Consider the following 12,798-nt stretch of genomic DNA (forward strand, 5'->3'; position numbering starts at 1 on the left):
ACAGGTCCTTCCCCTTGATGGGGAAGGTGGGCCGGCGCGAAGCGGCGGGTCGGATCGAGTGAAACGCGCAGCGTTCCTTCTCCAACCGCCCGTCACCCACTCCGTCTCGCCCTGCGGGCGATCCACCTCGCCCATCAAGGGCGAGGACCTGACGAGCCCGGAGACCTTCCCATGAAACTCCCCTTACGCGGTGGCTGTCAGTGTGGCGCGGTGCGCTATGAGATCACGGTGAATCCGATGGCGCTGTATTGCTGCCATTGCACGACCTGCCAGCAGCAATCCTCCTCGGCCTTTGGCATGTCCATGCTGGTGCCGCGGGACGGGTTCAGATACCTCAAGGGCGGAGTGGCGGCCTTTTCGATTCCGACCGAAAGCAAGTCGAAAAAGCTGGGTCATTTCTGCGGTGATTGCGGCACGCGCATTGCCAATGACACGGCGGGCAAGCCGGCCCTGTCCTTGAAGGCCGGCACGCTGGACGACCGTGCAAAGCTGAAACCCGTCGGTCATATCTGGGTCAAATCGGCCCAGGACTGGATGATCTTTGAAAGTAATGCGCTGATCTATGAAGGTCCGCCTGATGACGGTTATTTCGCGCTTATGCAGCGTTATGCCGACCAAGAATACGCCTCCTGAGCGGAAAGCCCGACACAATGTCCGAACTCCTGTTTGAAATCTTCTGCGAGGAAATCCCGGCCCGCATGCAACCGCGCGCCGAGGCCGACCTGGAAAAACTGCTTGGCGACCGGCTCAAGGCGGCCGGTCTGGCGTGGACTTCTTTGAAGACCTTTGCCGGTGCGCGTCGACTCGGTCTGGTGATTGAGGGCCTGCCGGTGAAGACGGCGGATGTCAGCGAAGAGCGCAAGGGGCCGCGCGTCGGCGCGCCGGACAAGGCCGTGGAAGGCTTTTTGCGCGGGGCCGGTGTGGCGTCGCTGGATCAGTGCGAGAAGCGCGAGGACAAGAAGGGCGAATTCTGGGTCGCCAGGATCGAAAAGCCCGGTCGCGCCACCGCCGAGGTGATTGCCGAGGCGATCCCCGACATGATGAAGGCCTTCCCCTGGCCCAAATCGATGAAGTTCGGCGAGGGCGAGAAGACCCAGCGCTGGGTCCGCCCAATTCAGCGTCTGGTGTGCGTGTTCGATGGCGATGTCGTGCCGGTCGAGGTGTTCGGCATCACGGCGTCGAATGTTACCGAGGGCCATCGCCGCATGGGGCGTGGTCCTTTCACGGTTTCAAACTTCGCCGGCTACAAGTCCGTGCTGGAAGGCGAGGGGCATGTCCTGCTGGACCGTGCCAACCGTGAGGCGCTGATCCTCGATGGCGCGCGCAAGGTGTGCAGCGACGCCAGGTTTGAACTGGTCGAAGACGCCGGTCTCCTGACCGAGGTCGCCGGCCTGGTGGAATGGCCGGTGCCGGTGCTGGGCGAGATGGATCCGGACTTCCTCGACCTGCCGCCGGAAGTCATCACCCTGACGATGAAGACGCACCAGAAATACTTCGCGGTGCGCGATCCCAAGACCGGCCAGCTGGTCTCCAAATTCGTCACCATTGCCAACCAGGTCGCGCCCGATGGCGGTGCCGCGATCGCCGCCGGCAATGCCCGCGTCCTCTCGGCGCGCCTGTCGGATGCCCGCCATTTCTGGGACAATGACCGCAAGACGCCGCTCTCGGACATGGCCGCACAGCTGTCGAAAGTGACCTTCCACGAGAAGCTGGGCACGGTGGCAGACAAGGTCGAGCGCGTCGCCGCCCTGGCCCGCGAACTGGCCCCGGTCGTCGGTGCCGATCCGGACCTGGCCGAAAAGGCCGCCCGCCTCGCCAAGGCCGATCTCGTCTCCGAAATGGTCTATGAATTCCCCGAGCTGCAAGGCGCGATGGGCCGCTATTACGCGCTGGACCAGGGCGAGGACCGGGCTGTCGCGGATGCGATCAAGGATCACTACAAGCCGCAGGGGCCTTCGGATGAGGTCCCGACTGCGCCGGTCTCGGCGGCCGTCGCGCTGGCCGACAAGCTGGATACGCTGGCCTCGTTCTGGGTGATCAGCGAGAAGCCGACTGGTTCCAAGGACCCGTTTGCGCTGCGTCGTGCGGCGCTGGGGGTCATCAAGATTTGTCTGGATGGAAACCTTCGTCTCCCTCTGACATCAGCGCCGGGCAAATACTCGCTTCAGATGGCGAGTGGCCGCGCGTTGATCGATGCCTTGCTCGTTGCGGCGCGGAACGATGACCGAGACCTGTTCGACCAGTTGGACCGCAGCGCTGGCGGCGGAGGCGCTGCGCCTGATTGGGATGCTGCCAAGTCGCTGTCTGGGTGGCGCGACGCCGGAAGTGAAGATCTTGTTGCGGTACCCTACCAGTGCTTCGGCGATGCGGATGCGCCGTACGACCTCCTCGTCTTCTTCGCCGACCGCCTCAAAGTCCACCTCCGTGACGAAGGCATCCGTCACGATGTCATCGACGCGGTCTTCGCGCTCGGTGATGACGATCTCGTCCGTGTCACCCACAAGGCCCGCGCCCTGCAGGCCTTCCTCGATACCGAGGATGGCGCGGCGCTGCTGGCGGGGAACAAGCGGGCCTCGAACATTCTCGCCAAGTCCGAGGATGATCTTTCCGGCGAGCCGGATGAGGACTATCTCGCAAACGCGCCCGAATCGGCCGAGCGCGCGCTGATCGCGGCTCTCGCGTCTGCAGGCCCCGCGGCGACCGCGGCGCTGGAAGCGGAAGACTTTGCCGCGGCGATGACAGCGCTGGCTTCGCTCCGTGCACCGATTGATGCATTTTTCGACGACGTGACCGTTAACACGGAGGACGCTGCGTTGCGCCGCAACCGTCTTCTCTTATTGTCCGCCATTCGCACGGCCATTCGCGCCGTCGCCGATTTCGACAAGATTTCAGGCTAGGGGCCCTTTCATGACTGCAGATACCAAATGGGTTTACGCCTTTGGCGGTGGTGACAGTGAAGGTGAAGCCGGCATGCGCGAGCTGCTGGGCGGCAAGGGCGCCAACCTTGCCGAGATGGCCAAGCTGGGCCTGCCGGTCCCGCCGGGATTCACCCTGACCACCGCAGTCTGCACGGCGTTTTACGACAATGACCAAGCCTATCCCGACACGCTGAATGGCCAGGTCGAGGCGGCGCTGACCAAGCTTGAGACGGCTGTCGGCAAGGCCTTTGGTGACCCGTCAAACCCGCTTCTGGTCTCGGTCCGCTCGGGCGCCCGCGCCTCGATGCCGGGCATGATGGATACCGTCCTGAACCTCGGTCTCAATGACGAGACAGCGGAAGGACTGGCCAAGCTCTCCGGCGATCGCCGCTTTGCCTATGACAGCTATCGCCGCTTCATCCAGATGTATTCCGATGTGGTTCTGGGGGTCGATCACAGCGTGTTCGAGGACATTCTCGACGGTTTCAAGGACGATAATGACTATTCGCTCGACACCGAGCTGAGCGCTGATGACTGGGTCAATATCGTTGCCGAGTACAAGGCCGCCGCCGCGCGCGAGCTGGGCCGTGACTTCCCGGCTGATCCGCGCGAGCAGCTCTGGGGCGCCATTGGCGCCGTGTTCGGCTCGTGGATGACCGATCGCGCTAAGACCTATCGCCGTCTGCATGACATTCCGGCCAGCTGGGGCACGGCGGTCAATGTCCAGGCGATGGTGTTCGGAAACATGGGCGAGACCTCGGCGACCGGTGTGGCGTTTACGCGCGACCCCTCGACCGGCGAGAGCGGTTATTACGGCGAATACCTGGTCAATGCCCAGGGCGAGGACGTCGTGGCCGGCATCCGCACGCCGCAATGCCTGACCGAGGCGATGCGGATCAAGATGGGCGATGACAATCCGTCGATGGAAACGGCCATGCCGGAGAGCTATGCCGAGCTGGCCGCTGTCTTCGACAAGCTGGAACGCCATTATACCGACATGCAGGACATAGAGTTCACGGTCGAACGCGGCCGCCTGTGGATGCTGCAGACCCGCAATGGCAAGCGCACCGCCAAGGCAGCGCTGAAGATCGCCGTCGACATGGCGACCGAAGGCCTGATCTCGACCGATGAAGCCGTGATGCGCGTCGATCCGGCCCAGCTGGACCAGCTCCTCCACCCGACGCTTGATCCCAAGGCCGAGCGTGATGTGCTGACCTCCGGTCTGCCGGCGTCGCCGGGTGCCGCCTCGGGCACGGTGGTGTTCGACAGTGACGAGGCCGAAGAGCTGGCCAAGGCTGGCCAGAAGGTCATCCTGGTCCGCATCGAGACCTCGCCGGAAGACATTCACGGCATGCACGCCGCCGAGGGCATCATCACCGCACGCGGTGGCATGACCTCGCACGCCGCCGTGGTGGCGCGTGGTATGGGGCGTCCTTGCGTCTCCGGTGCCGGCCAGATCAAGATCGACTATGCCGCCAAGCAATTCGCGGTCGGTCGCCGTATCGTCAAGCATGGCGAGATGGTGACGATTGATGGCGCATCGGGCCAGGTCCTGATGGGCGAGGCCAAGATGATCAAGCCCGAGCTGACCGGTGATTTCGGCAAGCTGATGGTATGGGCCGACAAGGCCCGCCGGATGAAAATCCGCACCAATGCCGAAACCCCGGCCGATTGCGAGACCGCGGTCGAGTTTGGTGCTGAAGGCATCGGCCTTTGCCGCACCGAACACATGTTCTTTGATGCCGACCGGATCGCCGCGGTGCGCGAGATGATCCTGTCGAACGACCAGGACGGTCGCGTCACCGCACTCGACAAGATCCTGCCGATGCAGCGTGACGACTTCGCCCAGATCTTCCGCATCATGGGCGAGCGCCCCTGCACGATCCGCCTGCTCGATCCGCCGCTGCACGAATTCCTGCCGCACACCGAGGAAGACGTGATCGATGTCGCCAAGGCGACCGGCCTGCCGGCTGACCAGCTGATGGCGCGGGCACGGGATCTGGCCGAGAGCAATCCGATGCTCGGTCATCGCGGTTGCCGTCTGGGTATCACCTATCCGGAAATCTACGAGATGCAGGCGCGGGCCATTTTCGAGGCCCAGGTGGCAGTCGAGAAGGAAACCGGCTTCCAGCCGCTCGCTGAAGTCATGATCCCGCTGGTCGCCGCACCGGCCGAGCTGGCCATTCTCAAGGCGCGCGTCGCCGGGGTCGCCAAGGCTGTGGCCGAGGAAAGCGGTGGCAAGCCGAAATACCTGATCGGCACCATGATCGAACTGCCGCGTGCGGCGCTGATGGCCGGCCTGATTGCCGAGGATGCCGAATTCTTCTCCTTCGGCACCAATGACCTCACCCAGACCACATTCGGCCTGTCGCGCGATGATGCCGGCAAATTCCTCAGCGAGTACATCGAGGCGGGAATCTTCGAGAAGGATCCCTTCGTCACGCTCGATCGCGATGGCGTCGGCGATCTGGTGCGAATCGCCGCCGAGCGGGGCCGTTCGACCCGTCCGAATCTCAAATTGGGCATCTGCGGCGAGCATGGTGGTGACCCGTCTTCGATCGATTTCTGCGAGGAAACCGGGCTCGATTATGTGTCCTGTTCGCCATACCGCGTGCCGATTGCGCGTCTGGCAGCAGCCCAGGCCCGCTTGCGTCGCCAGTAGCATCTGATTGGAATCACGCATGAAAAACTCGCCCTTCTTGGCAGGGGCGAGTATTTTCTTATTTGTAACCAAGCAGGCGTCTTGACCGTTAAGTTGCCCTCCCATAGAGAGGCGCGCTCGTTTCACGAAGGATTCAGGTCCGGCGCGTCATGATGATCAGGTCGCTGGACGGCATGATTCGTGAAAGGCCGAACTTGACGCTGGACAGGAAATACGGAGACCGAATGGACCTCGACGCGGCACGCAGCCAGCAAAAGCAGGTGGCGACAGCATTGCATATGCTGGCGACCCTGGTGCTGTGCGCGCTGACCGTGCTGCTCCTGAATTCGGCTTCCGACCGGGCCCGGCAGCAGGACGAGACGCTGATCTGGCAGGCCATGGCCTCGCGCTATCTGCAGGCTGGCGATGTCGATTCGGACTGGCAGGCGCCCGAGCAATTGCGGATTGCCTCGTTGATGCTGCAGGCCGACAGCGATGCCGGAGTCGTGCTCACGGCCCGCCCGCTGGATGACCTGCGCACCTTTGACAGCTCGCACTTCGAAAATGCCGCGGGGATCAGCGCCCAGGTCGATTGCCTCGCCACAGCCATCTATTATGAAGCCCGCAGTGAAGGCTTTGTCGGTCAGCTGGCCGTCGCCCAGGTTGTCATGAACCGGGTCGAAAGCACGCATTATCCGAGTTCGATCTGTGGGGTCGTTTTTGAGGGGGCCGAGCGCCGCACCGGTTGCCAGTTCAGCTTTACCTGTGATGGCTCCATGAACCGTGAGCCGCGCGGCCGTTCCTGGCGTCGCTCGCAACTGGTCGCCCAGCACGCCTATATGGGCTTCGGCCGCGACGTCACCCGCCGCGCCACGCATTATCACACCGTCGCTGTTGACCCGTACTGGAACGATAATCTGGTGCGCACGCGCCGTATCGGCACGCACATCTTCTATCGTTTCGCCACACGCCGCGAACGCGCTGCGGGCATTGTGCGCGAGCGGGACGCGTAGGCATCGCGACGCTCTGATTTACTCCCGGTGTTCTGCCGCCGCTGTGCTGGCGCTGCATCGCCCTTGGCGGCGCCAAATTCATTGTTAATGTGTTGTTCCTAGTCTGCGTGTTCTGACCGAGTGCTTTTCAAGTTCCCGTGGAGACCGCATGGCGATCGCCCAATCCGGCAACACCCCTGACCGACTTTGGCTTTGCATGGCCGACAGCAACCGTACGCGGATCCTGTCGCGTGCCCTGGCCAAGGGGCTGGGCATGACCGTCTATCTGGGTCCGACAATGGACCAGGAGGGACCGGTTGCGATCATTGTCGCGGATGATGCCCATGCGAGCCGCATCGCCGAGGCGCGCACGAATGCAGCGCCCAAGCAACGATCCTTGCTGGTTACCGCCGGAACGCGTCGCGCTGGTGCGGACATTTTTCTTGATCATGACGCTGACGCCGGCACGGTTGCCAATGCGATCGAAGGGTTGAGCAGCTATCGCGCCAACGAGATGTTGATTCCGGCTGATGCCGGGATCGGCCTCGGGGCTACACAGACACTGGAGGCCGGGGAGTTCTCGATCCAGACCCGCGAACAGGCCAGCGATGTCGCCATCCTGCTGGCACGGGCAACGCCGAGGCCCTGTGCAACAGCGGTCGGACTCTATGTCCTGCTCGCCAATGCCATCGAGCACGGAAATCTGGGTTTTGATGCAACCGAGAAAGCCAAGGGGCTGGCCGAGGGCAATTGGAGCCGGAAACTCGCCAAGCGCATGGCGGAGGCTGAGTTTGAAAACCGGCGGGTGCGCCTGCGGTTCCAGCGCGGCGGCCGGATACTCTCCTTCATCATCCAGGATGATGGCGACGGGATCGACGCAGAGACCGCCGAAATGGCAGACCCGTCCCGTGCCGGGTATCGCGGCAAGGGGATCAAGCTGGCCAAGTCGATGGGCTTTGGTCAGGTCAATTATCTCGGTGTTGGCAACACGGTTGAGGCTGCGATTCTGTTGCCCCAGGTGGTTGAGGCGACCCAGACAGCCCGGGCTGCCGCCGCTCGTTGATCCGGCCCGGCCGGCATGAACAGCATCTGAACCGACCGCTCAGGCCCGCCTCATGGTGGCCCGGCTAAAGTCTGCTCCACAACGGAAATTCATCCGGAAGGGAGCCGCACATGACCCGCCTCAAAGCTTTTGCCAGTATCTTCGCCCTGGGCGCCGCCCTGACAACCGCCCTGCCGGCTGCTGCCCAGGCCCAGGGCCGGAACGGGATTGACCTTCAGCCGGGCCGCGATTGCGGCATCCAAGTCTATCTGTCCAACTCATCCGGTGTTGCCATCCCCAAAGCGGATGTCCAGCTGAACGGTTCCTACGTGTTTCGCCTCTACCAGGCGATTCCGACCAGCGACGTCAATCTGAGCCTCAGCGGAGGTTTCAACAGCAATGGTGCTCACGATACCGCACTGTCGCGCAGCAGTTTCGGACTCGGCTATGTCGTGCCCGGCGGCTATCGCGGTATGGACGAATTGCGCGATGCCGAGCTCGGCCAGGACGCCATGCTGGTGGGCTCGCTCGCCGTCTATGACCGGGCAGGCCGACTGACCTGTTCGACGCAGCAAGTCGATATCATGCCGATGAGCCTGATCACCTACAGCCGCCCGGTTATTCAGCAGAACAGGAACCGTGTCGCGGTCTCCGGGCCGACCCCGGCCGAACAGGCGCAAGCGCGAATCGCTGCGGCGAACGCCGCCAACCCGCCGGCCTCCATGCGTCTGACACCGGCGCAATGCGCCCGTCTCCGCGCCGCCCGTCCGGCACAGTGCACCTACGACTGACCTGACTGAACCCTTTGACCCCCAACTGGCCCGCCCTGCTTGCAGTGGCGGGCCTTTTTCTTGGTGTTTCCAACAACATGAACGAAATCGCCCTTCGTGTTCACCTAGCTGATCTGACTATGAATACCTCCCTCAGCATTCACTCATCACGGCCTCTTTAGAACAGGTGACAGGCTTCGATGCATCGGGCGTCGGCCAGCAAAATGGAGTAGTCAAAATGAAGACCCGCTTTCTCATTGCCAGCGCCCTCGCGGCAGTTTCCATCCTCGGCACGGTCGGTGCAGCTGAAGCGCAATCGCGCAATCGCGTCTCGGTCGCCCAGCAGGGCTACCAGAACGATATCGCCGGCCGCCAGTCGGGCTACCGCCAGAGCATGGTGATCAACCAGCGCGGTGAACGCCAGTATGTCACGGTCATCCAGGACGGTGCCCGCAACGGCACCACGGTCGGCCAGAACGGCCGCTACAATGAGGCCCATGTCGACCAGTTTGGCCGCAACAATGACGCGGTCGTCGGTCAGCAAGGCCGCAACAACTACGCGTCGAACATCCAGACGGGCCGTCGCAACATCGTTGGTGTGTCCCAGATGGGCCGCAACAACACCGCGGTGACCGATCAATACGGCAACAACAATGCCGCCGGTGTGATCCAGGTCGGCAATGGTAACTCTGCCAATCTCCGCCAGACCGGTTCTGGCAATGTGACCCTGATCATCCAGGGCGACCACTAGGACGACCCCGCCTGGCGCAGCGGCACTCTGCCGCTGCGCCGACCGGGCCGCCCCCAGCCTAGGAGGCTGATATGGGGATTAAGTTGATTTCCTTGAGTTCTCTGGCGGCTCTCGCCAGCATCTGGTTCGCCGTCGAGGTGGACGAAGCGCCAGCCGAGGCGCGAATGGCCCAGCTCGGGTCCGGCCCGGCTTGCGGCATTGACCTGACCGAAACCGTCGATGGCCTGGTGGTCACGGCCTGGAGCGCGCCCGACGCTGGCGCCAGCTGGGACATGATCATCACCCAGCGCACGGGCGGCGGCTCGTTCGACATCTACCAGGGCGGCGATATCGATGCCCTCGGCGAAGGCGCCGTCATCCTGTCCGACATCACCCTGGACATGGAGACGGACTTCAATGCCCGGCTCTCCACCTGGAGCCCGCAAGGCGAGTTGCTCTGTCGCTGGGGCCAGGAAGCCTGACAGACTGAAAACCCGTCGCGGATTGCCAGCGATACCGGATCCAGCGCGACCGGGACGCCGCCCAGCGGGTCCCGGTCGGCCTGTACCCGGTCCCGGCTGTACGACCGGGCTGACGATGCCTTGCCCTGGTTCGCGCGGCTCCCCATCTGAGCTTCACCAATCAATGGGGAGATACCTGAATGAGCCTGACCCTGTCATCCGTGGCCCGAACCCAGCTGGACCAGGTCTACCGCGCCCTCGACATCATCCTGACCAAAGGCGAGGCGCACGCTCGCAGCAAGGAGGTTGAAGATGGTGTCTGGCTCAACTGGCGACTGACGCCAGACATGTTCACGCTTGCCCGCCAGGTGCAGCTGGTATCGGACTTCACTGTCCGCGGCATGTCGCGCCTGGCCGGTGTCGACCCCATCTCGATCGCCGATGACGAAACCAGTTTCGCCGATCTGCGGGCCCGCATCGCCAAGGCCCGCGAGGCGGTCTGGGCGCTGGACACGGCCGCCATCGACGCGGATCCGCACGCCGACATTACCTTTCCGGCCGGCCGTGAACGCGAGATGACCCTGCCACGTCAGGCCTACCTGCAGAATTTCGTCCTGACCAATGCGCTATTCCACGCCTCGACCGCCTACAACATCCTGCGTCAGCTCGGCGTTCCGGTGGGCAAGGCAGACATGATGGGCATCGGCACCGGCTAGTCGGCGCGATCACAAGGCACATTGTACCGGTCGGGCCGCATCTGCCGCATGCCCGACCGGTCCGGCCTTGGCATTGTCCCGGTCCAGCCCTACTTCCAAGGCATGAGCCAACCACACGACCTTCCTGACGAGCTGCCGCTCTTTCCGTTGCAGGGCGCGATCCTGCTTCCGGGTGAAATCCTGCCGCTGAACGTGTTCGAGCCGCGTTATCTCAACATGCTTGATGATGTGCGCAATGGTGGCGGCCACCTCGGGATCATCCAGTCGCGGTCAGGCAGTGACCCGGAGCGTCCGGCCCTGGCCGCAACCGGGACGGCGGGGCGCCTCAAGCAATGGCAGGAAACCGGTGATGGCCGCTATCTGATCAGCCTGGTCGGTGTGTCGCGCTTTCGCCTCGCCGCTGAACTGGACCGTCAGACGCCCTATCGGGTCGCAAAGGCAGACTATGGGCCCTTCGCCGAGGACCGACTGCCCCGAGGTGAGCTCGAGGGTGATCGCGAGGCATTCCTGCAAAAGCTCCAGGCCTGGTTCAAGGCCGAACACCTGACGGCTGACTGGTGCAGTCTGCAGGCTGCGCCGCTGGCGAAACTGGTCGACCAGCTGTCAATGTCGGCACCGTTTCCCTCAGCTGACCGCCAGGCCTTGCTGGAGGCACAAGGGCCGGCAGAGCGACTGCGGCTGATGCAGGCATTGCTGGATGTCGGCAATGGCGGGCACACAGGTGGGACCTTGCATTAGGTCCCGATCCTTCCGACCAGTCAGCCAGTGACGTTTGAAGGGACTCGACTGTCGAGCCAGGTGCGTGCGGCCTGGCGCGAGCGACAGGCCAGCGCCACCCCACCTCGCGCGTCAATTTGTTCGGTGATCCGGGCGACCTGACCGGTCTGGTCCGGTCGGCATATGATCGCGGTCGGGACATGATGACAGAGCCGGGCCAGGACCCGTGCCCGCTCTTCCCACTCGAAGTCGGTAAATTCGTACTGCGCGCCGCGGACATCGAACACGATACCGCCGATATCCGAATTGGCCATGAATGACTGGAAGGACCGCCCCGGGTCGCGACCCATTGCAGCCGTACGCGTTCCCTCTGTCCGCATCTCCAGCACATGGCCGTCGATCCGGATTTCAAAGCCTTCCATGGAATAGGCCTGGGCCACGCGCTCTCCCTTTTGTTCGCAGAAGGGGCGGTTATCGCGTCAATCATGCCAAGAATAAGGCCGCTTGACCAATTTCCGGCAAATCCTGAACAGAGCAGCGATGCATATTCGGGTAGCTATCGTGTCTTTCGGGCAAGTGTTGCGAAGCTGGTCGGCATGAACGGGTCTAGAGGAGTCGCCTCGGTGGACCATCTGTCCTCGTAGAAGCCTTCGATCGAAAATCCGGCCTCGATCTGACCGCCAATCTGGTCCTGGAGGCTGTGCGAGTATTCCAGTGCCTCGCGGTTCCGGATGCGGGCCTCGTGCAATTCGGTCGGCAGGTCGCGCACAGCCCGGAAGGGCAGTTTGTAGCGGGCAATCAGAGGGCCCCCCGCATCCACATCATCATGGTCGAACAGGAAAAAGTCCGGGTTCATGAAGCCGGACAGGAGACGGCCGCCGCGCTTCAGCACAGCGGCGCAATCACGCCAGACCGGGGCAAGCTGGCTGGCGAACACGTTCGAGGTCGCGTGAAAAATCAGATCATAGCCGCCGCCCACCGCATCAGCGAAATCGGTCATGTCGGCCTCGACCGTGGTCAGCGCCAGGCCTTCGCGTGCCGCCACTTCGGCATCCTTGGTCAATTGGGCCGGGGACAGGTCGACGCTGGTCACCTCGGCTCCGGCAGCGGCGAGGATCGGCGCCTGCTGGCCGCCCGCACTGGCAAGGCACAGCACACGGGCGCCGGCAATGTCACCGAACCAGTCGCGTGGCACCGCCTTGTTGGGCGTCAGGATGATCGACCAGTCGCCGCTTCGCGCCGCGGCGATGGTGGCCGCATCGACCGGCTGACACCATTCGCTGGTCCCGCTCTCACTCTCGGCGTTCCAGGCGTCGCGATTATGGTCGTGCACATTCATGGCCGGGCCTCCCGATGAGGGGCGATAGCGCCCCGGCCGCAGCCCGGCAAGGGGTCAATCCGGTTTGCGCGCTTTCAGGCAGGCACAATCCTTCATCTCCGACGCGCACAGCCGGTCCAGCCATTCATCCAGGGCGATGGCGAGAATGCGTTGCTGTGACCAGTTCATCTGCACCGAGACAGTGCCCAGTCGCCGTTTCTGCTCGGCGGTCAGGCGGACGCTGGCGCGAAAGGCCAGCGGGGCGTCGGGGCCGGGCAGCGGGGGCGGCGAATTGGGGGGCGCCGCCCCGCTGCAACACCCACCCAGCGGCGAGGCGGGAGCGGGTGTGTCCACTGCCGGTTGGCCCGGCTTTTCGGGACCCGTGTTCAAGCGAGCCGGTTGACGGGCCGGCCCGGCCTTGCGGGCAATCAGGGGTGTGTCTGTCCGCGGCAGGTCGGCATCGCGGCGTTGCGGCTGGTCGGTATAGGAGACC

The 12,798-nt window shown here is 63.6% G+C and carries 12 protein-coding genes and 1 pseudogene; 10 read left to right on the forward strand and 3 right to left on the reverse strand.

All coding sequences use genetic code 11. From position 1 onward, the window contains the following. Positions 1-171 precede the first annotated feature (171 nt). From ACN0X9_RS13605 to ACN0X9_RS13650, 10 genes are all read left to right on the forward strand, one after another. Entirely contained in the window at positions 172-633 is a 462-nt protein-coding gene (locus ACN0X9_RS13605) for a GFA family protein (protein WP_417488109.1), read from the forward strand. Between the two features lie 17 nt (positions 634-650). Beyond that, a complete protein-coding gene (gene glyS / locus ACN0X9_RS13610; protein ID WP_417488110.1) occupies positions 651-2,897 on the forward strand; it encodes a glycine--tRNA ligase subunit beta in 2,247 nt (748 codons plus the stop codon). Positions 2,898-2,907: 10 nt separating this feature from the next. Further along, positions 2,908-5,580, forward strand: coding sequence for a pyruvate, phosphate dikinase (gene ppdK / locus ACN0X9_RS13615; RefSeq protein ID WP_417488111.1), 2,673 nt, complete (start codon positions 2,908-2,910; stop codon positions 5,578-5,580). Between the two features lie 224 nt (positions 5,581-5,804). After that, positions 5,805-6,572, forward strand: coding sequence for a cell wall hydrolase (locus ACN0X9_RS13620; RefSeq protein WP_417488112.1), 768 nt, complete (start codon positions 5,805-5,807; stop codon positions 6,570-6,572). 148 nt (positions 6,573-6,720) lie between these two features. Continuing rightward, on the forward strand, positions 6,721-7,614 hold the full coding sequence (locus ACN0X9_RS13625; RefSeq protein WP_417488113.1) for a hypothetical protein: 894 nt from the start codon (positions 6,721-6,723) through the stop codon (positions 7,612-7,614). A 110-nt stretch (positions 7,615-7,724) separates the two neighbouring features. Further along, positions 7,725-8,384 (forward strand): hypothetical protein, encoded by a 660-nt coding sequence (locus ACN0X9_RS13630; RefSeq protein WP_417488114.1) that lies wholly within the window; start codon positions 7,725-7,727, stop codon positions 8,382-8,384. Positions 8,385-8,601: 217 nt separating this feature from the next. After that, positions 8,602-9,114: a curlin-associated protein gene (locus tag ACN0X9_RS13635; RefSeq protein WP_417488115.1), complete on the forward strand. Its 513-nt coding sequence runs from the start codon at positions 8,602-8,604 to the stop codon at positions 9,112-9,114. 71 nt (positions 9,115-9,185) lie between these two features. Further along, entirely contained in the window at positions 9,186-9,575 is a 390-nt protein-coding gene (gene csgH / locus ACN0X9_RS13640; RefSeq protein ID WP_417488116.1) for a curli-like amyloid fiber formation chaperone CsgH, read from the forward strand. A 179-nt stretch (positions 9,576-9,754) separates the two neighbouring features. After that, on the forward strand, positions 9,755-10,270 hold the full coding sequence (locus ACN0X9_RS13645) for a DUF1993 domain-containing protein (RefSeq protein WP_417488117.1): 516 nt from the start codon (positions 9,755-9,757) through the stop codon (positions 10,268-10,270). A 48-nt stretch (positions 10,271-10,318) separates the two neighbouring features. Further along, positions 10,319-11,008: an LON peptidase substrate-binding domain-containing protein gene (locus ACN0X9_RS13650; protein WP_417488118.1), complete on the forward strand. Its 690-nt coding sequence runs from the start codon at positions 10,319-10,321 to the stop codon at positions 11,006-11,008. A 20-nt stretch (positions 11,009-11,028) separates the two neighbouring features. Here ACN0X9_RS13650 and ACN0X9_RS13655 read toward each other — a convergent pair whose 3' ends face one another. The 3 genes and pseudogenes from ACN0X9_RS13655 to ACN0X9_RS13665 form a co-directional block, all read right to left on the reverse strand. After that, entirely contained in the window at positions 11,029-11,427 is a 399-nt protein-coding gene (locus tag ACN0X9_RS13655) for a hypothetical protein (protein ID WP_417488119.1), read from the reverse strand. A 116-nt stretch (positions 11,428-11,543) separates the two neighbouring features. Further along, positions 11,544-12,326, reverse strand: a complete 783-nt coding sequence (locus ACN0X9_RS13660; protein ID WP_417488120.1) for a class I SAM-dependent methyltransferase — start codon at positions 12,324-12,326, stop codon at positions 11,544-11,546. A gap of 54 nt (positions 12,327-12,380) precedes the next feature. After that, positions 12,381-12,798 (reverse strand): annotated as a pseudogene (locus ACN0X9_RS13665) (hypothetical protein); the annotation flags it as partial.

Source organism: Maricaulis sp. (assembly GCF_048268525.1).
GTDB lineage: Bacteria > Pseudomonadota > Alphaproteobacteria > Caulobacterales > Maricaulaceae > Maricaulis.